Raw genomic sequence first — 19,965 nt, forward strand, 5'->3', positions numbered from 1 at the left:
CGTGTCGAGCGAAGTCGAGACACATGTTCGAGCGCAGTCGAGCAGCCTCGGCTCCGCTCGGCCAAGCCCCTCGACTTCACTCGGGGCGAACGGAGTGCGGCGATGACCCTGATCCGCTTCCGCACCGACGAGGTTCATGAGGAGCCCGCCGGCACGCTCGACGATTTCCTCGGCCAGTCCAACGCCACCGCGGTCCGTCTGGAGGCGGGCGAGGACGCGCGCGCGCTCATCCCCTATCTCGACCGTCTGGCACTGATCGAAATCGCCTTCCCGACCTTCCGCGATGGGCGGGGCTATTCTGCCGCGCGCATCCTGCGCGAAGCGGGCTATGGTGGCGAGCTACGCGCACAAGGCGATATCCTGCTGGATCAGGTGATAGACTATCGCCGCTGCGGCTTCGATGCACTGGCGAGTGAATCGCCGCTCGATCCGGCGGCGGTGGAAGAAGCGCTCGCGCGGTTCCCGCATGTCTATCAGAAGGCCGCTGACGATCGCGCGCCGGTATGGAAATTGCGTCATGGGTGAGGCGGCCCGCAAGATCGACTCGATCGACGTTCGTCCTGCCTTCACCCAGGCGGATGTCGATGCGCTCAACGCGCGGTACACCGGTGTTCCTACCGCGGAGATGCTGCGCGAATTGCTGACGGGCGATCTGTTTGGCCGCACCGCGCTCGTCTCCTCGTTCGGCACCGAATCCGCGGTGCTGCTCCACCTGGTCAGTCAGATCGATCGGGATGTCCCGCTAATCTTCACCAACACGCAGAAGATGTTTGGCGAGACGCTGGCTTATCGCGATGAACTATCCGAGCGGCTGGGCTTCACCGATCTGCGCGTCTACCGCCCCGATCCGCGCCTGCTCGCCCAGAAGGATGAGACCGGCCTACGCTGGTCCTACGACCCCGACGGCTGCTGTGCGATCCGCAAGGTTGAGCCGTTGCAGCGGGCGCTCAAGGGCTTCGACGCCTGGATTTCGGGCCGCAAGGGCTTCCAGGCGGGCACGCGCACGGCTTTGCCCTTGTTCGAACTTGATACCGAACATGCCGATGGGCCGAAGTTGAAGCTGAACCCGCTTGCCGGCTGGTCGAAAGATCAGCTCAACGCCTATTTCGACGCGCATAAGCTGCCGCGCCATCCCCTGGAGGCGCAAGGCTATCTGTCGATCGGCTGTTCCCCCTGCACCAGCCGGGTCATGCCGGGCGAAGACCCGCGCGCCGGCCGCTGGCGCGGCTGGGACAAGGTCGAGTGCGGCATCCACACCCCCATCCCCGGTCCCAGCGCAGACGATCCGATCTTCTGACAGCCCATGCTGCAGCTTCTTTAGAAGATCAGCTTGCGCACCGTGATCGACACTGTGCGGCCTAGCGGGTCGAGGAAAGCAGGCTGATAGTTGAGCGGCGTATCTCCATTGGCATCGCGTACCCGTTGCCGGCTGTTGAAGATATTGGTCACGCCGAAACTGACCCGCAGCCCACGCGCCCACGGTTTGGTGATGAACCTGGGCATCGCCCCCATGTCCGCGAACATTCGCAGGTTCAGCGTCGCCAGACCCGAAAAGTGCAGATCGCCGGTTCCCAGCCCATCGCCGTTGACAGAGGTAGCGGTCTTGTAATTACCCTCCAGCCGCGCGCCGATACCGTTGTTGGAATAGCCGAGCTGCAGTTGCACCTGATGCTTCGACTGCCCGCCGCCGGCGCCGACCGAGTCGCCGTTCAGCAGGTCGAGCAGCGGCACGCCCTGGCGGATCAGCACATCGTCGCGGAACGTCCAGGTATCGTAAAGTGCAACCTGCAAACGGCCACCTGCCTGCCCCATGCGACCGCCACGGCCACCGCCGCGGCCGCCACCAAAGCCGCCAAAGCCCCCGCCGGGCCCACCAAAGCCTCCTCCGGGAGGTGGTCCACCAGGTGGTGGACCGCCGGCATCGCCTGGCGGCGGGGGCGGAGGCGGCGCGGCACCATCGGGCGGGGGTGGCGGTGGGGCCGCTCCATCCGACGGAGGTGGGGGTGGCGGAGCGTCAGCCGGGCGCGGCGGAGGAACTGCGTCCGCAGCCGACGCCTGCTGCTGCCCTTCCCGGCGCTGCCGGAATTCGGCCTGGCGCGCGGCCAGATCCGCCTTGTTACCCGCCAGTGTCGGCTGGAAGCTGTTGCGCGGGATGGGCGGCGGCAGATCCTGCCCGGCCCTGCGCGCGGCCAGCCATGCCTCAAACTTCTTCTGCATGATCGACTTCAAGTTGATCGAGAAGTTCAGGCCGTAGCGCAGCTCGTCCGTCCGCTCGCGAGCGAAGTTGACCGAGCGCGTGTCGATCTGGATCAGGTTGCCATCGGCATCGCGCAGGAATCGATCGGGAAAGGCATTCTCCAGATCGATCGTCGGCGCGGGAAGCGAGGCGATCGCATTGCTAGTGCGCGTGCGGACATAATTGGCGACCAGCGTCAGGTCGTTCTTGTCGCCGAACGGCTTCGCCGTCAGCCCGAGTTTCCAGACATGGCGATTGTCCGCGCGCAGGTTCGGATTGCCGCCACTTACCTGCGTGACGTCGACAGTCTGGCCGCGCGTATAATCGAACACGCGCACCTGCGGCGTTACGACGATCGGGTCGCCAAGCTGATTGACCGTCGGCGCCCCTTCATCCTTGGTGAAGGAGCCGATCAGGCTGATCGGTACGATCGGGCTCCACACGAAGCCCCCGCCCAGCGTACTCAGCGTCCCGAAATCGGACAGCTGGCGCACCGCCAAATTGGCATTGAGCGAGAAATTGCCGAACCAGGGCAACACGCCGGTGCGCCGGCTGGTGATCGGCAGATCGAGGTTGACCTGTCCATTGACGTTGCGCCGGCTGAGATCATTCTCTTGCTCAACCGACCCGCGCGTCGAGCTGCTGTCGAACCCGATATACTCAGCGCCGACCTTGATGTTGGTCGTCACGTCCCCTGCCGGGAGCCTGAACAGAGGGCCACCGACCACGGCCTGGACATTGCCCGTGTCGGTGACCGACCGCGCACGGTTGGTGGCAAGGCCGCCAAGATCGCCGGGCGCGAACGGCGCAAACGGATTTGCGGTCGGATCGAGCGTCGTCAGTCGCGCCTGGAAGGCGGAGGTGTCGATCCCGGTCTGGGTGCGTGTCCGGCTATCGGTATGATCGTAATTGCCGGTCACCGACCAACGCCAACGCCCCTTGTCGCCGTTGACCGTGACCCCGCCATGGCCGGTCAGGGTGCTGGTACGCTGATGCAGCGGATCGTCGCCGACATAGCGATAGACGGCGACCGGATCGGAGAATGGCGAGAATGGATTGTCGACCGGTAGCGTGAACGCCGCGCCTGGCAGCCCCCGGAGGCTGTCGCCCGTGCTGTACGAAAGGCTGCCGTTCAGGGTAGCGGTCGAACGTCCGAAGATGGGCCGCGCATAAACGGCATTGCCGCTCCACTGCTGCGACGAGGCGCGCAGCGTGCGATCGTGCGTGATGTCGGTGGTATTCGGGGTATTCGCGCCAGGCACAAAGGCGGACAATGTCGGCGCGCCGTTCGCGGCGGACGCCGGCACGCCCGCGATCGTCACCGTCTGTCCGGCCAGCGCGCTCAAGGCCGGATCTATTTCGTCGGTCGCCGACCCGAAAGGTGCGGCAACGTTTCCAATGCGGTCGAACGGGCGGTTCGCGCCCAGATCGGTCACGTCGCGCTGGCTCTCGCGCAGTTTCGCGCTGTCCTGGTAGCGCAGGTTCAGCGTCACGCGACTGTCGCCACGGATACGGACATAATTGGCTTCGGGATTGGTGCTGGCGCCGCCTCCTTCGGTGGATGTGCTGCCGCCCCCCTGCCCGACCAGCGCCAGAAAGCGTTGCCGCAGGACGATGTTCACGACCTTCTGATCGGCCGAATAGCCATATTTCAGGCTCACCTCTTCGGGCAGGATCTCCACGCGGGAGATTGCTTCGGTCGGCAGATCGCGAATTTCTCCGAATCCGGAGATGCGGCGGCCGTTGAGCAGCACGACCGGCGCATCGCCACCGCGCCCCCGCCCGCTCGTGGTCTGCGGCGAAAGTTCATCGAGCAGGTCGGAAATATTGTTGACGCCATAAGCACGCACGTCTGCCTGGCTCAGCGTCTGATCGGGCGGGATGTCCCCCTCAACCGAGCCGCGCGGCCGCTGGCCCTGAACCACCACCTCCTCCTCATCATCGGCCGCGCTTTGCGCCGCGGCGGGATGGGTCGTGGCAGGCCGGGCCGGCGCGGTGGTCGCCGCCTGCGCCAGCGCCACTTCCGGCACAATCAGTAGAGGAAGTCCGATCAGGAACGAGAAAGGGCGCACAGGGCCTCCATGAGAATCCGCTGTTGAACGCAGCCCTGTTTCAAAACCGTCGTCGCAATCGCCCATTCGCTGCTTCCGGCGCCCGGCTGTTGCGCGGGGGCATCAGTCGGGCTGGGCCAGCGAACGCGACTAGTCCGATCCGGCCGCAAGAATCGGACCACGCGTATCGAATGACAGCCTTGCTCGGCAGGCGTCAGGCGGCCGCGCATCCTTCCCGCCAATCGGTCGCGACCACGGGCGTGGACGACGCTCAGACTGGACTAGATCAACCCGGCGAGCGGGCTCGAGGGATCGGCATAGCGCCGCTTCCCCATCCGGCCGGCGCGATAGGCCAGTCGGCCGCTTTCGACCGCAGCTTTCATCGCCGCCGCCATCATCACCGGATCCTTGGCCTCCGCGATCGCGGTGTTCATCAGAACGCCGGCCGACCCGAGCTCCATCGCCAGCGCCGCATCGGATGCTGTGCCCACGCCGGCATCGACGATCACCGGCACCTTTGCGCCTTCCACGATCAAGCGAATCGTGACCTGATTCTGGATGCCCAGGCCCGATCCGATCGGCGCGCCGAGCGGCATGATCGCCACCGCGCCGACATCTTCCAGACGCTTGGCGGCGATCGGATCGTCCACGCAATAGACCATCGGGAGAAAGCCCTCCTTGGCCAGTACCTCGGTCGCGCGGAGCGTTTCAACCATGTCCGGATAGAGGGTCCGCGCCTCCCCCAGTACCTCCAGCTTCACCAGATCCCAGCCACCCGCTTCCCGCGCCAGGCGCAAGGTGCGGATCGCCTCCTCGGCATTGAAGCAACCGGCGGTGTTCGGAAGATAGGTCACCTTCTTCGGATCGATATAATCCGTCAGCATCGGCGCGTTCGGGTCAGATACGTTGACCCGCCGCACCGCCACCGTCACGATTTCGGCGCCGGAGGCCTCAAGCGCGGCGGCGTTCTGCGCGAAATCCTTATACTTGCCCGTACCGACGATCAGACGGGACCGGAAGCTGCGCCCCGCCACCGTCCAGCGATCCTCATCGATCGAACCCGCATGATCGCCGCCGCCGACAAAGTGCACGATCTCCAATTCGTCGCCATCCTCCAGGCACACCTGCGCGAGCGTCGAGCGCGGCACCACTTCCAGATTGCGTTCCACCGCGACCTTTTCCGGCACCAGACCCAGCTGACTCGCGAGGTCGGCGATGCTCAGGCCCGCCACGACGCGCTTATGCTCGCCGTTAACCGTGATAGAAATGGTACCATCGCTGTGAATTGGAGTCGCCATGCCCTTCGCTCTAAGGGGATGCGGCCGAAGATGAAACCCGCAGAGCGCTTCATGCGCTGGACGTGCGGCAAAAGCTCTGTAATGAGCGCGCCTTCACTTTTCAGGGGCATCGTTTGATGACCGAAACTAACAATGTGTCGATGCAGGTCGATGCCGGGCTGGTCCGCCAGCTCGCCGAATTGCTCGACGATACCCGCCTCACCGAGATTGAGGTACAAGATGGCGACCGGCGCATTCGCGTCGTGCGCAACATTGCGGTTCCCGCTCCGGCGGCACCGGTGGCGGTTGCGGCCGCGCCGCCTGTACCCGTAGCGGCGCCTGCCGCGCCGGCTGCAAGCCCGGCCTCATTGGCACTCGCATCGCCAGGCGATCATCCCGGGACGATCAAGTCGCCGATGGTGGGAACCGTCTACATGTCCGGCGCGCCCGGGGCGAAACCGTTCGTGGCGGTCGGCGACAAGGTTGCCGCCGGCGACACGCTGTTGATCGTCGAGGCGATGAAGGAGATGAACCCGATCATCTCACCGCGCGCCGGCACGGTGACCTCGATCCTGGTGGACAATAACCAGCCGGTCGAGTTCGACCAGCCGCTCGTCATCGTCGAGTAAGCCACCTTGGCGAAGATCGAAAAAGTCCTCATCGCCAATCGCGGCGAGATCGCGCTGCGCATCCATCGCGCCTGCCATGAAATGGGCATCCGCACGGTCGCTGCGCATTCCACCGCCGATGCGGACGCGATGCATGTACGCCTCGCCGACGAGGCGATCTGCATCGGCCCCCCGTCGGCGACCGAGAGTTATCTCAACATCCCCAACATCATTTCCGCGGCGGAGATTTCCGGCGCGGATGCGATTCATCCGGGCTACGGCTTTCTCAGCGAGAATGCGCGCTTTGCCGAGATCGTCGAGACGCATGACATCATCTGGATCGGGCCGAAGCCCGAACATATCCGGACCATGGGCGACAAGATCGAAGCCAAGCTGACGGCCGCGAAACTGGGCCTGCCACTGGTGCCGGGTTCCGACGGGCCGATCAAGGATGCGGCGGAGGCCAGGGCGATCGCGCGCGAGATCGGCTATCCCGTGCTGATCAAGGCGGCATCGGGCGGCGGTGGCCGCGGCATGAAGGTCGTACCATCGGAAGACCAGCTCGAAGCGTTGATGGAGCAGGCGGGCAGCGAGGCAGCAGCCGCGTTCGGCGATGCCACCGTCTATATGGAGAAGTATCTCGGCGATCCTCGACACATCGACTACCAGGTATTCGGTGACGGCAACGGGAACGCAATACATCTCGGCGAGAGCGACTGCTCGCTCCAGCGGCGTCATCAAAAGGTGCTGGAAGAGGCGCCATCGCCGGTCATCTCCGCCGAACAGCGCGCGGAAATGGGCGGCATCGTCGCGAAAGCAATGGCCGACATGGGCTATCGCGGTGCGGGCACGATCGAGTTCCTGTACGAGGACGGGAAATTCTACTTCATCGAGATGAACACCCGCCTGCAGGTGGAGCATCCGGTGACGGAGGCGATCACCGGTCTCGATCTGGTCCGCGAGCAGATCCGCATCGCCGAAGGTCACCCGCTGACGTTGCGTCAGGAAGACGTCGTGTTCCGTGGGCACGCGATCGAGTGCCGCATCAACGCGGAGGATGCGCGCACCTTCGCGCCCTCGCCGGGTCTGGTTACCCAATATCACGCGCCTGGCGGCATGAACGTACGCGTCGATAGCGGCCTTTATGCCGGCTACCGCATTCCGCCTTATTACGATTCCATGATCGCCAAGCTCATCGTCTACGGCACCACCCGCAACGGCGCCCTGCGCCGCCTGCGTCGCGCGCTGGAGGAGTTCGTAATCGATGGCGTGAAGACCACGATCCCCCTTCATCGTGCGCTTTTGGACGAGCCTGATTTTCAGACCGGCAATTATACGATCAAGTGGCTGGAAAAGTGGCTGGCCGAGCAGGACCAAGCGGACCACGGGTGAGCGGCGTGAAGGCGACGATCTGGCACAATCCGCGCTGCTCCAAGTCGCGCGAAGCGCTGGCTTTGCTGCGCGATGCCGGTGCCGACGTCACGATCGTGGAATATCTTAAAAGCCCGCCTACGCGAGCGGCGCTGGCCGAACTCTACGCCCGAGCTGGGCTGCGCCCTCGCGATGGACTACGTTTGGCGGAAGCAGCGGCAAAGCCGCTCAAAGATGCGTCGGACGAGGCGATCCTGGACGCAATGGCAGCCGATCCGATCCTGATTGAACGGCCGCTGGTCGAAACGGAAAAGGGCGTCCGCCTGGGACGCCCTCCGGAAAAGATCCGCGAGATCCTGTAGTGGGCGGCGGTTACTCCGCCGCCCGTTCCACATCAGAAGTGGAAGATCACACCCGCCATCGGACGGATGCTGTCGAAGTCATAGGTCTCGATCGACAGACGCAGGCGCGGGCCGGCGCTGCTGGTGATGCCACCCAGACCGATGTCCTTCGGGCCCACTTCGACGCCACCGCCCCACATCCAGTCGGAGTGGTCGTTGAAGCCGCGCTTGCCCTTGGCATTGACCCACTGATAGCCACCCGACAGATAGATCAGACCGCTGTCACCAGCGCGGAAACCCGCGCGGCCACGAACGCCATATTCCCAATCGATATCGTTGAAGCCCTTCGCGGCGTTACCTTCAACGCCGACGAAGACGGGGCCCAGCGGCACGTTGGCGCCGGCGACGCCCTCGATCAGCGCGCCGGTCGGCTTGCCGTACCGGGGTACCGTGCCGAATTCGCTGCGGCGGTCGAAGCTGTGATAACCACCCATGATACCAACATAGGGCTCAATACCGAAGGGGCGGCTGCCGTCCGGCGCCGTATCCTGCGCAGACGCGGAACAGGCGATGCCGGCCGCGAGCGCGGCGGCAAGGGCGGTCTTGATCATATTCTTGAACTCCTACGAGACATGTACCTAAGCGGCAGGAACCGCTCGGGGGGTAGAACCAGTCGTATCCCCTGTTGTTTCGCCGCTGCGGTAGAACAAAAACACCGTCACAAATTCGCAACACTCTAGATTAGGGGCCGCCGTGGCCGACGGATATTATAGCGGGGGGTCCCCCGTGGTGCAGATCATTGCCAATCCGGATGCAGGCTCGTCCTCGCAGCGTCGCCTGCGTGCCTTGCAGCGCGCCTTCACGTCGGCCGGGGCACGCACGATCCTTTCGGAAAGCCACTCCGGCGAAGTCCGGATCGATCCCGACGCACAGCATGTCTGCGTCGTCGGCGGCGATGGCACGCTGCGGCACGTGGCCGCGGCCGTGTATCGCAGCGGTCTGCCGGTAACGCTCAGCCTCTATCCGATGGGCACGGTGAATCTGATCGCGCGGGAGCGCGGCTATTCGCGTGACCCGGCAACCTTCGTCGCACGGATTCTAGGCGGCACCCACCGACGCGATCATTATGTCGCCATGATCGGGGACATCATCCTGTCGGGCGTCGCCAGCGTGGGCCCGGACAGTTATGCCGTCGCCAACCTGTCCCTGCCCCTCAAGCGGCTGTTCGGCCGGGCCGCCTATGTCCTGGCCTTCTTCACCGTCCTTGCCCATTGGCGACGCCCTGGCCTGGAGGTGACGACTGCCGAGGGCGTGATCGCATGCGAGGCGATCTACATCGCAAAAGGGCGCTATTTCGCGGGGCCGTGGAGCTTCGCACCGCGCGCCTCGGTCGAACACCGCCTGCTGCATGGGGTTGCGCTCCGTCACGCGCGCAGGATCGATTTTGCGCGGTTTGTGTGGCGCTTGTGGCGTGGCCGCGATCTCGGCCGCGATCCCAATCTTGTGCTCTTTTCGTGCGATCGGCTCAGCATCGCCGGCAATGCCTCCCCGCTTCAGGCCGACGGCGATATTGTTGCAAACACGCCACTTACCATCGCCGTGCGAGCGGAACCATTCTCCTTCGCCTGACCGCCAGCCTCCTCCAGATCATTAGAAGACGGGCTTGGCCTCCGCCGTTGGCAAGGCCGCACCCAATATCCGGGCAACCGATGGCGCGATCGAGCGCATGTCGACCTGCCCGAGCCGGCCCCTCCGCTTCAGCCCCGGCCCTTCGACGAACAGGCTCGATCGCATCGCCGGATCGGACGGCAGATAGCCGTGCATGCCCTTGTAGCTGCTCGGCGTCTGCTTGTCCGCGCGCGGATCATGACCCGCTTCGAAGCCGGGCTTGAACGCGATCAGGAAGCTGGACTTGGCGCCCCCGCCCATCGTCGCGATCGCCCTTGCATCGAGGATCTCGGCAATCCCCATGTCGGGATCGGCTTTAAGCTGCGCCAGCAGACCGGCCACCTTACTGACGAGCGCCGGGTCCTGCGGCCGTGCCAGTACGACGCCTGCCGATCCGCCCATGAACCAGGGCTCGGCGTCCCACCCCGTGACCTTCCCGGTGGCGTCGAACGTGATCAGCCCGGCGGCGACGAAGGGCGCGAGCAGGTTCACGTCGGTACGGACTGGCGCAAAACCATGATCCGACACCACCACCACCGTGACGTCGGGCTCCGCCGCACGGGCCGCGGCGACCAACGTGCCGATCATCGCGTCATTGCGTGCGATGGTGGCCATCGCTTCACGGCTGCCGGGGCCAAAGGCGTGTTCGTTATGGTCGACGCTGGCCAGATAGACGGTCGTCAGCGCCGGTTTGTGCCGCGCAATCAGGGCCGTTGCGAAGCGGACGCGGTTTTCATCTGCCTCCGCGCTCTCATCGATTCCCTGAGCATATGGGCCGAGCTGCTGCTCGAGTTGCTGAAGAAGACCGGGTGTGGCCAGCGCCCGCATCAATTTGCGGTCATCCTCATGGCCCGTCCGCCAGATTTGCGGCAGATTATAGTCGATCGGTGCGCCGACGCTCACCGGCCAATGCACGTTGACCGTTGTCAGGCCCTTCGCCCGCGCCGCGCTCCATAAGGTCGGAACGTGAATGTCTTCCGAATACCAATCCCAGCCGATCTGATTGATATCGGTCGGATCGAACGTCAGGTTGTTGGCAACGTCATGCCGGCCCGGAGCCGCCCCCGTGATCAGCGTGACATGGCTGGGATAGGTCAAGGTAGGCAGCACGCCGACAACGCCGTCGGCATAAGCGCCTTGCGCCATCATCCGCTTCAGGTTCGGCACCTTCAGCCCGTGCGCGTCGGCTTCGATGATGTCGGCGGGCCGCAGGCCGTCGACGGAGATCATCAGAACCGGCGACGCAACGGTCGGGGCAGCCGAAAGCAGCGCGGCTGCCGCTAGCCCCAGCAGGCGCTTCATCAGAAGCCCTTCTTGAGCGTTACGAACCATTGGCGCGGCGCACCGACCATGAAGTTCGGATTGTCGAAGTCGCTGCCGCTGACCATCACATTGTTGGTGTTGACGGTCGAGATGTAGCGCTTGTTGGTGAGGTTGGTGACGCTGCCCTCGATCGAAATATTCTTGAGCCAGCCGGATCCAGCGAACCGGTAGCCGATGCTGGCATCGGCAACGAGCCGGCCGGCCGCGACCTGATCGTTCTCGTAGGAGAAGAAGCGCTTGGACATATAGTCGCCGCCGACACGGCCGAAAATCGTGCCGTCATCATATACGATCTCGCCCTTCAGCATCGATTTGGGCGCATCGACCACGGTCTTTCCCTTGGTCCGCGCGAAAATCGTCCCGTCGCTCCGGAAGACGTCGTCCTGATATTCCGAATGATTGTAGGAATAATTGGCGAATAGCGAGAGTGCGCGCGTCAGCTTGTAATTGACGGCGATCTCCGCACCATAGGCATGGACGCTGCCGACATTGTTCAAGATGGCCGGATTGCCGGCGATGCCCGATCCGTTGGCGAAGGAGGCCAGGCGGTTGGTGAAATCGATGAAATAGCCGACCGCGGAAGCCTGGAACGGACCGTCATGATAGCGAACACCGCCTTCATAGGTCTTCGACTTTTCCGGCTTCAGCGTGCCCTTGATCGCATTGAAGCCGGCTTGCGTGGTGGAGAATGGACCGCTGGTCAGCGCCGAGACGAAGGCCCGCATATTCTCGGTATAGTCAGCGAACACCTCGGTGTTCGGGGTCACGTGATAGACCACGCTCACCTGCGGCTGGAACCAGTCCTTTGCACCGATCCGCCCGCTGGCGAGCGGCCCGGTTTCAACATCCGCCTTGTTGGTGACGTGAACGCCCTTCCAGCCGCCGGTCAGCACCAGCGCATCGTCGAGCAGCTTCAGTGTGTCTTCGACATGATATTGGAAGGTATCGGTGTGGAAATCGCCTTCATATTGGGTTGCGAACGGGTTTTTCTGGAAGCCGAGCGTGTCGCGATTGTAAGCCGCGTTCGCGAGCCCGTAATAGCGCCGCGCCTGATGGAAGTGGTTGCGTTCGTACCAGGCACCGATCGTGATGCTGTTGATGCCGCTTTCATAGCTCAGCGCCCCGAGCCCGCCCTCGCGATGGATGGCATATTCGGTGGTGCGGTAGGATAAAGGCGCCGGCGCGGTGATGGCATTGCCCGCCTGATCCGGCGCGCCGAGCGGCGTCGCCACATAGGGCGTCACCCAGGAGCCCTGCCCCTTATTCTCATGATAATAGCCGGTGCCCTTGAAGGTCAGCCCCGGCGCCAGCTTCAGGTCGAGCGTCGCACCGCCCAGATAGTCGTTCCGCACGCCACCGGCGTCGAAATAGACGTCGTCGGCGTTTTGATAGGGAGCGGGAAACGCCGTGCCATTCTGCAGCGCCAGCGCGATCGCCTTGGCGGTCGTATAATCCGGCCGGATATTGTCGACGCGAAAGGCCGCGCGCCTGCCCAGCCGGTTGATAAGGTCCAGCGTGAGATCCTGATAATCGGTCTCGCGCCGCGCCGAATAGTTGAAGAAGCCGCTCAATGTCCCGGCGCTGCCTAGGTCGCCGACCAGCTTGGCATTCACCTGGTTCTGATATTGCGGGCCGTCGCCGCGCCACTTATCGGTATGAAGATATGCGTAGCTGAGCGAACCGCGCACCGCGCCGACATCGCCGGAATCGACACGAATATAGCCGCGGTACGTGTCATCGGAGCCCGCCGTGCCGGATACGGCGACGCCGAATTGATGATTGGGATCGTCACTATAGAATTGGATCGTACCGCCAAGATTGCTGGTCGACGCGGTGCCGAGTGCGCCCGCGCCCTGCGCCACGACGGTACGGCCGACATTTTCGGAAATAATCGCGCGGCTGACATGCAAGCCGTTGACGTTGCCATAGCTCATGTCGCCTAGCGGTACGTCGTCGAGCGTGAAGCCCAGCTGGTTCTGGTTGAAGCCGCGCAGGCTGATGCGCACCGCCCACTCATAAGCGCCGAACGGATCGGCCGCCTGGAATTGGACGCCTGGCAACTTTTCGATTGCCTTGAACGGCGTGGAGCCTGGGGTAAGACGACCAATATCGGCAGCCGTGACTTCCTGCTCCTGACGGCCGCGTCCAAATCCTAGCACGACCACCTCGCCGCTGTCGGCTGGAGCATCGGTCGCGGGGGCGGGATCTGCTGCAGGCGCTGCGGCTGCGGCGGGCGCTAGGCCATCGGCACCATAACTCGCGCTGGAAAAAGCAGCGAGCCCGATGCCCGTCGCCAGGGACGCTAAAGTCAGCTTCATCAGTGATTCCCCTTCGCGGCGATATGTCGCCTTGTCGAATGGCCCTGATACTGCTGCATTGCAGCATGATGAAGCTAAAGTTATGAATTTATGACGGTTATGCGAGCCGTGTCATGTCAGAGCCGGAACGAAGCTTTGCGGCTGTCCCCCGCGGTCCTGTTTGGGTCGATTTTTTCCGACGCAGCTGCATCGTTCAACGCGCGCGCCGTTCCGCCCGCGCTGCCTTAGCCTTGCCATAACGCGTCTGCCGCGTGCCCGGCTTGCCGAGCGTGGAATTGCCGCGCACCGGTGCCTTATGCTCCGATGGCGGCAGGCCCAGTTCGTCCGCCTCCAGCTTGCGGATTTCGTCGCGCAGCCGCCCAGCTGTTTCGAACTCCAGATCGGCGGCGGCCGCCCGCATCTGTTTCTCCAGATCCTCGATATAGGCGCGCAGGTTGTGGCCAACCATGTGCGGCCGATCCTCGATGCCCGTATCGACCGTAACCTGGTCGCGCGACGACAGATGCGCGACGATGTCGCTGATGTTGCGCTTCACGCTTTCGGGCGTGATGCCATGCTCCCGATTATAGGCTTCCTGCTTCTCGCGCCGGCGCTGCGTTTCCGCCATCGCCCGCTCCATCGATCCGGTGATCGTGTCGGCGTAGAGAATGACCTTGCCGTCGGCGTTGCGCGCGGCGCGCCCGATCGTCTGGATCAGCGAGGTTTCCGATCGCAGAAAGCCTTCCTTGTCCGCATCCAGGATCGCCACCAGCCCGCATTCGGGGATGTCGAGGCCCTCGCGGAGCAGGTTGATGCCGACCAGCACGTCATAGACGCCGAGCCGCAGGTCGCGGATCAGCTCGATCCGCTCCAAAGTCTCCACGTCCGAATGCATGTAACGCACCTTCATGCCGGCTTCGTGCAGATATTCGGTCAGGTCCTCGGCCATGCGCTTGGTCAGAGTCGTGACCAGGCTGCGATATCCCTTCTGCGCGGTCAGCTTGGCTTCGTGCACCAGATCGTCGACCTGGCTCTCGATCGGCCGCACCTCGACCGGCGGATCGATCAGCCCCGTCGGGCGGATCACCTGTTCGGAAAAGACGCCGCCGGTCCGCTCCATCTCCCACGATCCCGGCGTCGCCGAGACGTAGATGGATTGCGGGCGCATCGCGTCCCATTCGTTGAAACGAAGCGGCCGGTTGTCGATGCAGGACGGCAGGCGGAAACCATATTCCGCGAGCGTGATCTTGCGGCGATGGTCGCCGCGCGCCATGCCCCCGACCTGCGGCACCGTCTGGTGGCTTTCGTCGACGAACAGCAAGGCGTTTTCCGGCAGATACTCGAACAAGGTCGGCGGCGGCTCGCCCGGCAAACGGCCGGTGAGGAAGCGGCTGTAATTCTCGATCCCGGCGCAGCTGCCGGTGGCAGCGATCATCTCCAGGTCGAAATGGGTGCGCTGCTCCAGCCGTTGCGCCTCGAGCAGTTTGCCTTCGATCTGCAATTCCTTGAGCCGCTCGGCCAGCTCGAACTTGATCGCCTCGGTCGCCTGCTTCAGCGTCGGCCCCGGCGTCACATAGTGACTATTGGCATAGACCCGGACTTCCTTGAGCGCCGCCGAGGTCTTGCCGGTGAGCGGATCGAATTCGACGATCTGCTCGATCTCGTCGCCGAAGAACGACACGCGCCACGCGCTGTCCTCATAATGCGACGGGAAGATTTCCAGATTGTCGCCGCGCACGCGAAAGGCGCCGCGCTGGAAGGCGGCGTCGTTGCGCTTGTACTGCAGCGCCACCAACTTTCGGATGATCTCACGCTGGTCGACGGTCTGCCCGACCTTCAGATCGAAGATCATCGCCGAATAGGTTTCGACCGAGCCGATACCGTACAGGCACGACACCGACGCCACGATCAGCACGTCATCGCGTTCCAGCAAAGACCGGGTCGCCGAATGGCGCATCCGGTCGATCGCCTCGTTCACCGAGCTTTCCTTCTCGATATACGTGTCCGACCGCGGAACGTAGGCTTCCGGCTGATAATAATCGTAATAGCTGACGAAGAACTCGACGGCATTGTCGGGGAAGAAGCTCTTGAACTCGCCATAGAGCTGGGCCGCGAGGATCTTGTTGGGCGCGAGCACCAGCGCGGGGCGCTGCAGCTTCTCGACCACCTTCGCCATGGTGAAGGTCTTGCCCGATCCGGTCACCCCCAGCAGCACCTGGTCGCGCTCGCCGGCCTGCGCCTGCTCGACCAGTTCGGCGATCGCGGTCGGCTGGTCCCCCGCCGGCTCGTAATCCGACACCAGCCGGAAGGGTTTGCCGCCCTGGCTCTTCTCCGGCCGCTCGGGCCGGTGCGGCACGAAGCTTTGTCCCGTCTCGGGTTCGTCGAGGCTGGTGCGGATCTGGATTGCCATAGATCGTCTATATGGGAGCTGGACGCGCTTTGTTCCAGCGCTACAAGGCGACCCCGTGTCCTTCGATCTCGACCTCTATCTCGCCCGCATCGGCCTGGCCGCTGCCCCGCCCGCCACGGCAGAGGGGCTGATCGCGCTCCAACGCGCGCATCGCCTCGCCATTCCGTTCGAGAATTTCGACGTCATCCTGGGGCGCGGCATCGCGATCGATAGCGATGCCGTCTTCGCGAAGCTCGTGACCGCCAAGCGTGGCGGCTATTGTTTCGAGCAGAACCGCCTGTTCGAGGATGCGCTGATCGCGCTCGGCTTCAGCGTGCGTCCGCTGCTGGCGCGCGTGTGGCTCGGCATTCAGGGCGCGCCACCGCCCAAGACGCACACGCTCAGCCTCGTCACGATCGACGGGCAGGACTGGATCGCCGATGCGGGCTTCGGCGGCTCCTACGCGCCGCCCATGCCGCTCGCCGATGGCGAGACCGCCGACGCGCCCGACGGCGCGCGCTTCCGCCTGATGCGTGATCCGCTGCATGGATGGATGCTGGAACGCGACGGCCACGCCGCCAGCACCGACGGTCGCGGCGGTGGCGAGGGTTGGCAGCCGCAATTCAGCTTCACGCTCGATCCGGTCTTCACCAGCGACCTCCTCCTGTCCAACTTCTGGACCTCGACCGCCCCGGAAAGCCGCTTCCGCCAGCTGCGTATCGCCAGCATCGTCCTGCCCCAGGGCTTCGCGAGCCTGACGGACAAGAGCTATCGCCGCCGCAACGGCGACAAGGAGGCATCGGGCGAGATCGAAGATCCGCGCGTCTATCGCATGCGGCTGAGCCTGCTCTTCGGATTGGACCTGACGGCGGAGGACGTGGCGGCTTTGGGCTTGTTCGAGGAGCGATGACGCGCCTTCCCCACCGTTCGTTCCGAGCGAAGTCGAGGAACATTGCCGAGCGCAGCCGAGGCATTCTCGCTCCGCTCGAAAATGCGTCTCGACTTCGCTCAGAACGAACGGTGATCTGAGCAATGCCGCTCCGCTCCCTCCTCGGCGGCGCGGCCGGCAACCTCGTCGAATGGTTCGATTGGTACGTCTATTCCGCTTTCTCGATCTATTTTGCCGACGCCTTCTTTCCCGACCAGGATCAGACCGCTCAATTTCTCGCCACAAGCGGGATATTCTGGGTTGGCTTCCTGATGCGCCCGATCGGCGGCTGGCTGCTCGGCCGGATCGGCGATCGTCATGGCCGGCGCACCGCGCTTGCGTGGAGCGTCGGCCTGATGGGCGGCGGCGCGCTCCTGCTCGCCGCCATTCCGGGCTACGGCACGATCGGCATAGGTGCGCCGATCCTGTTGATGTGCGCCCGCATCATCCAGGGCCTGAGCCTGGGCGGCGAATATGGTGCGGCGGCGACCTACCTCAGCGAGATCGCGCCTGAGGGTCGCCGTGGTCTGTGGTCGAGCTTCCAATATGTGACCCTCTATGGCGGGCAGTTGCTCGCGCTTGCGTTTCTGCTGGGCCTTCAGGCGAGCGGCGTCAGCGACGCGGCCCTGTCTAACTGGGGCTGGCGACTGGCCTTCGTTGTTGGTGCGACGCTTGCGCTCGCCGTCTATCTGCTCCGCCGCGGCATCGCCGAAACTCCCGATTTCGCCCAGGAACGCGCCCCGCAACGGCGCGCGGGCGGCATTGCCGAATTGTGGCTCCATCATCGCCGCTCGGTACTGATCGCGTTCGGGCTGGCGGTCGGCAGCAACGTCGCTTTCTATACTTACACAACCTACATGCAGAAATATCTCGTGGGCAGTTCGGGCTTCTCCAAGCCGCTTGCCAGCCAGATCTGCGCCCTTGCCACAATTGTCGCGATCCTGCTCCAGCCAGCGCTGGGTGCCTTGTCGGATCGGATCGGCCGCAAGCCCCTGCTTTACTGGTTCGCGATCGGCGGCATTGTCGGCACCGTGCCGATCATGACCGCGATCGGCCGCACGCACGATCCACTCGCAGCCTTCGCGCTCGTCCTGCTGGCGCTCACCATCCTCTCCGGCGCTACCGCCACCAATGCGATCGTCAAGGCCGAACTCTTTCCGCCGCACGTCCGCGTGCTCGGCGTTGGTCTGCCTTATGCCATCAGCCAATCCGTCTTCGGCGGCTCGGCCGAGACGGTAGCGCTCGGCCTCAAGCGCGCGGGGCATGAACATTATTACTTCTGGTATGTCACCGTCATGATCGGCATCGCTTTGGTGGCAACCATGGCGATGCGGACCGAGAAGGACCGAAAACGGTGACACCAAACGCTACTCGCCGTTCCCGTCGGGGGCCGGCCGGTGGTGTTCGGCTTGGAAGATGGTGATGATTCATGCCCCATCCTGAGCGGCGAGCCGCCGGCGAATTGCTCCCGGGCAGGGAGTTCCTACAGCTCATCCGAGTTGATCAGCCCGATCTCGCGGTAATCTCGCCGAAGCTCGCAACATATGATCGGCCGATGAGTGGCTCGCTCTTGCTCCAGGTGTTCCGCATTCGCGGATCGCTTGCACCCGCCACACGCTTGGGCTGGATCGGCCGTCTTCGCGGCGAGACAGCAAGCTATCTGCACACGATGCGCAAGGTACTGCGGCGGCCGATCGCCAGCTCGCACCTAAAGGCGGCGCAAATCCTCAACAATGACTGGGTGGATATCTTTCTCCCCCGCGGAGCCGTAGATGCAGGCGATCACCTGGCGCTTCGGATTACCGCCGCCGACGTTACGTGGCATCAAGCAGGAACAGTGTGGACATCCAGCATCGCAGATCGCGTACCGGGACATGTTGCCTCCTATTTCGATGGATATGATCTGGGGGACTTCGGCGTCTCCGCTAAGCTGCACTTCGCGCCGACCGTACCGGCACAGGCTCTCCCGCACATGCTACTCTATAGCCCGGTCACACAGTGCAATCTTAACTGCATCCACTGTATATCGCGGGATACTCGCAAATCGGTCAACCGTCTCTCGCCCGCGATAAAGGGCGACATTCAGGGCTGGGCGAGGGATGGTCGGCTTTTGTCGATGAACAGCGATTATTCCGGCGATCTGCTATGGGCGGATCACCGTTTCGGCGGCGAACTCGACTTCGTCATTGGCCTCGGAATCCCGTTCCAGATCGACACGAACGGCGCCTATCTGACGCAATATGCAGCCGAGCGGCTTTGCCGATCGCGCGTTACGCATGTGAATATCTCTTTGGATGCGGCGACTGATGAAACCTTCCGGCATGTTCGGATTGGGGCGCCGCCACTTGATCAGGTGCTCGCCAACGTGCGTGAATTGCTCAACCTCCGCGCTACCAGCGGTGCTCAGTTCCGCGTGATGTTGGGCATCACCTTGATGGCCAGCAATATCGACGAATGGCTGGATTTCATTCGGATGACGGCCGCCATCGGTGCCGACGGCATCAATGCCGCGCATCTGCACGCATACACGGCCGAAATGGAGCCGCAATCGCTGTGGCATCAGCCAGAATTGTTCAATCGCCTACGTACCGAAGCGATTAATCTTGCCGCCTTCCTTGGATTGATGATGGGTGTGCCGCCCCCCTTCCATGGCGTCGCTGAGCGCGGGCATCGCCATTGCGCTGCGCCATGGCAGTCAGCTGTCATCCTTGGCAACGGCGATGTCGCAGCCTGCTGCGTGCCTGGTACGGTGATGGGCAACTTGTATGAGCAAAGCATGGAAGAGATCTGGCGCGGCCCCCACTATCGCCGGCTGCGGGAGACGATCAACAGCGACGCCCCGCCCAGCCCGTGCTCGATCTGCCCGATGTTCCGTCGGCCGGGTAACAAAGGCAGCTACCTGCAATACAGCGCAAGGGTTGCCGCGGACGAGCCGGAGGTGAGCCAATGGCACTGACCCTCTACGCCCATCCCTTCTCCTCGTATTGCCAGAAGGTGCTCACGGCCCTGTGGGAGAAGGATCTGCCGTTCGTCTATCGCCATCTGGAAGACGAGGGCGCTGCGGCCGAGCGGGTAACATTGTGGCCGTTAGGTCGCTTTCCCGTGCTGGTGGACGATGGCCGCACCATTGTCGAATCCAGCATCATCATCGAATATGTCGACCTGCAGCATCCGGGCCCATCCCGGCTTCTGCCGGAAGATCCCGCAGCGGCACTCGACGTGCGCTTCTTGGACCGCTTTTTCGATCATTACGTCATGACTCCGATGCAGAAGCCGGTGCTGGAGGCGCTGCGTGCGGAGAGCAGCCGCAGCCAAGAAACGATGGCGGACGCGCGAAAAGCGCTCGACACCGCCTACGCCTGGCTTGAGGACCGCCTGAGCGGCCAAAGTTGGGCGGTGGGCGATAGTTTCACCATGGCGGATTGCGCGGCGGCACCGTCGCTCTTTTACGCCGATTGGGTTCATCCAATCGGCGA

At 63.7% G+C, this 19,965-nt stretch carries 16 protein-coding genes; 10 read left to right on the plus strand and 6 right to left on the minus strand.

The window, feature by feature from the left end; genetic code table 11:
- The first annotated feature begins 102 nt into the window (after positions 1–102).
- Positions 103–525 (plus strand): DUF934 domain-containing protein, encoded by a 423-nt coding sequence (locus ACOJSI_RS09820; protein WP_420138095.1) that lies wholly within the window; start codon positions 103–105, stop codon positions 523–525.
- Positions 518–1,297, plus strand: coding sequence for a phosphoadenylyl-sulfate reductase (locus ACOJSI_RS09825; protein ID WP_420138096.1), 780 nt, complete (start codon positions 518–520; stop codon positions 1,295–1,297). Before ACOJSI_RS09820 ends, ACOJSI_RS09825 begins: the two co-directional genes overlap by 8 nt.
- Before the next feature lie 20 nt (positions 1,298–1,317).
- On the opposite strand, the gene ACOJSI_RS09830 is transcribed toward ACOJSI_RS09825, so the two are convergent.
- Positions 1,318–4,308 carry a TonB-dependent receptor gene (locus ACOJSI_RS09830; protein ID WP_420138097.1) on the minus strand — a complete coding sequence of 997 codons (2,991 nt, stop codon included), beginning with the start codon at positions 4,306–4,308 and terminating at the stop codon, positions 1,318–1,320.
- A gap of 260 nt (positions 4,309–4,568) precedes the next feature.
- On the minus strand, positions 4,569–5,585 hold the full coding sequence (thiS, locus tag ACOJSI_RS09835) for a sulfur carrier protein ThiS (RefSeq protein ID WP_420138098.1): 1,017 nt from the start codon (positions 5,583–5,585) through the stop codon (positions 4,569–4,571).
- A 116-nt stretch (positions 5,586–5,701) separates the two neighbouring features.
- Here thiS and accB point away from each other — a divergent pair, with 116 nt between their 5' ends.
- Genes accB through arsC form a run of 3 tightly spaced genes read left to right on the plus strand, consistent with a single transcriptional unit; the run spans position 5,702 to position 7,905 of the window.
- Positions 5,702–6,193 carry an acetyl-CoA carboxylase biotin carboxyl carrier protein gene (gene accB / locus ACOJSI_RS09840; protein ID WP_420138099.1) on the plus strand — a complete coding sequence of 164 codons (492 nt, stop codon included), beginning with the start codon at positions 5,702–5,704 and terminating at the stop codon, positions 6,191–6,193.
- Positions 6,194–6,199: 6 nt separating this feature from the next.
- Entirely contained in the window at positions 6,200–7,564 is a 1,365-nt protein-coding gene (accC, locus tag ACOJSI_RS09845; RefSeq protein WP_420138100.1) for an acetyl-CoA carboxylase biotin carboxylase subunit, read from the plus strand.
- 5 nt (positions 7,565–7,569) lie between these two features.
- Positions 7,570–7,905 (plus strand): arsenate reductase (glutaredoxin), encoded by a 336-nt coding sequence (gene arsC / locus ACOJSI_RS09850; protein WP_420138101.1) that lies wholly within the window; start codon positions 7,570–7,572, stop codon positions 7,903–7,905.
- A gap of 32 nt (positions 7,906–7,937) precedes the next feature.
- On the opposite strand, the gene ACOJSI_RS09855 is transcribed toward arsC, so the two are convergent.
- Positions 7,938–8,495: an outer membrane protein gene (locus tag ACOJSI_RS09855; RefSeq protein ID WP_420138102.1), complete on the minus strand. Its 558-nt coding sequence runs from the start codon at positions 8,493–8,495 to the stop codon at positions 7,938–7,940.
- A 142-nt stretch (positions 8,496–8,637) separates the two neighbouring features.
- On the opposite strand from ACOJSI_RS09855, the gene ACOJSI_RS09860 reads away from it, so the two are divergent.
- On the plus strand, positions 8,638–9,513 hold the full coding sequence (locus ACOJSI_RS09860; RefSeq protein WP_420138103.1) for a diacylglycerol/lipid kinase family protein: 876 nt from the start codon (positions 8,638–8,640) through the stop codon (positions 9,511–9,513).
- Between the two features lie 21 nt (positions 9,514–9,534).
- Here the strand turns inward: ACOJSI_RS09860 and ACOJSI_RS09865 are convergent, their stop codons facing one another.
- The 3 genes from ACOJSI_RS09865 to uvrB all read right to left on the minus strand — a co-directional run bounded on the left by ACOJSI_RS09865 (position 9,535) and on the right by uvrB (position 15,582).
- Positions 9,535–10,854 carry an alkaline phosphatase family protein gene (locus ACOJSI_RS09865; RefSeq protein WP_420138104.1) on the minus strand — a complete coding sequence of 440 codons (1,320 nt, stop codon included), beginning with the start codon at positions 10,852–10,854 and terminating at the stop codon, positions 9,535–9,537.
- On the minus strand, positions 10,854–13,193 hold the full coding sequence (locus ACOJSI_RS09870) for a TonB-dependent receptor (protein ID WP_420138105.1): 2,340 nt from the start codon (positions 13,191–13,193) through the stop codon (positions 10,854–10,856). Before ACOJSI_RS09870 ends, ACOJSI_RS09865 begins: the two co-directional genes overlap by 1 nt.
- Before the next feature lie 193 nt (positions 13,194–13,386).
- Positions 13,387–15,582, minus strand: coding sequence for an excinuclease ABC subunit UvrB (uvrB, locus tag ACOJSI_RS09875; RefSeq protein ID WP_420138106.1), 2,196 nt, complete (start codon positions 15,580–15,582; stop codon positions 13,387–13,389).
- 55 nt (positions 15,583–15,637) lie between these two features.
- Between uvrB and ACOJSI_RS09880 the strand changes: the two genes are divergently transcribed.
- The 4 genes from ACOJSI_RS09880 to ACOJSI_RS09895 all read left to right on the plus strand — a co-directional run.
- Positions 15,638–16,471: an arylamine N-acetyltransferase family protein gene (locus ACOJSI_RS09880; RefSeq protein WP_420138107.1), complete on the plus strand. Its 834-nt coding sequence runs from the start codon at positions 15,638–15,640 to the stop codon at positions 16,469–16,471.
- A 122-nt stretch (positions 16,472–16,593) separates the two neighbouring features.
- Positions 16,594–17,847, plus strand: coding sequence for an MFS transporter (locus ACOJSI_RS09885; protein ID WP_420138108.1), 1,254 nt, complete (start codon positions 16,594–16,596; stop codon positions 17,845–17,847).
- Positions 17,848–18,044: 197 nt separating this feature from the next.
- Entirely contained in the window at positions 18,045–19,445 is a 1,401-nt protein-coding gene (locus ACOJSI_RS09890) for a radical SAM/SPASM domain-containing protein (RefSeq protein ID WP_420138109.1), read from the plus strand.
- Positions 19,436–19,965: glutathione S-transferase family protein (locus tag ACOJSI_RS09895; protein ID WP_420138110.1), on the plus strand; the 530-nt coding region annotated here is incomplete at its 3' end. The genes ACOJSI_RS09890 and ACOJSI_RS09895, both read left to right, overlap by 10 nt.

This window comes from Sphingomonas sp., from assembly GCF_048595155.1.
GTDB lineage: Bacteria > Pseudomonadota > Alphaproteobacteria > Sphingomonadales > Sphingomonadaceae > Sphingomonas_I.

Bases quoted from the DNA above. Each gene is read 5' to 3' on its own strand.
- ACOJSI_RS09820 (WP_420138095.1), top strand. From the start codon at position 103: ATGACCCTGATCCGCTTCCGCACCGACGAGGTTCATGAGGAGCCCGCC.
- ACOJSI_RS09825 (WP_420138096.1), top strand. From the start codon at position 518: ATGGGTGAGGCGGCCCGCAAGATCGACTCGATCGACGTTCGTCCTGCC.
- thiS (WP_420138098.1), bottom strand. From the start codon at position 5,585: ATGGCGACTCCAATTCACAGCGATGGTACCATTTCTATCACGGTTAAC.
- accB (WP_420138099.1), top strand. From the start codon at position 5,702: ATGACCGAAACTAACAATGTGTCGATGCAGGTCGATGCCGGGCTGGTC.
- ACOJSI_RS09855 (WP_420138102.1), bottom strand. From the start codon at position 8,495: ATGATCAAGACCGCCCTTGCCGCCGCGCTCGCGGCCGGCATCGCCTGT.
- ACOJSI_RS09865 (WP_420138104.1), bottom strand. From the start codon at position 10,854: ATGAAGCGCCTGCTGGGGCTAGCGGCAGCCGCGCTGCTTTCGGCTGCC.
- ACOJSI_RS09870 (WP_420138105.1), bottom strand. From the start codon at position 13,193: ATGAAGCTGACTTTAGCGTCCCTGGCGACGGGCATCGGGCTCGCTGCT.
- uvrB (WP_420138106.1), bottom strand. From the start codon at position 15,582: ATGGCAATCCAGATCCGCACCAGCCTCGACGAACCCGAGACGGGACAA.
- ACOJSI_RS09885 (WP_420138108.1), top strand. From the start codon at position 16,594: ATGCCGCTCCGCTCCCTCCTCGGCGGCGCGGCCGGCAACCTCGTCGAA.
- ACOJSI_RS09890 (WP_420138109.1), top strand. From the start codon at position 18,045: ATGAGTGGCTCGCTCTTGCTCCAGGTGTTCCGCATTCGCGGATCGCTT.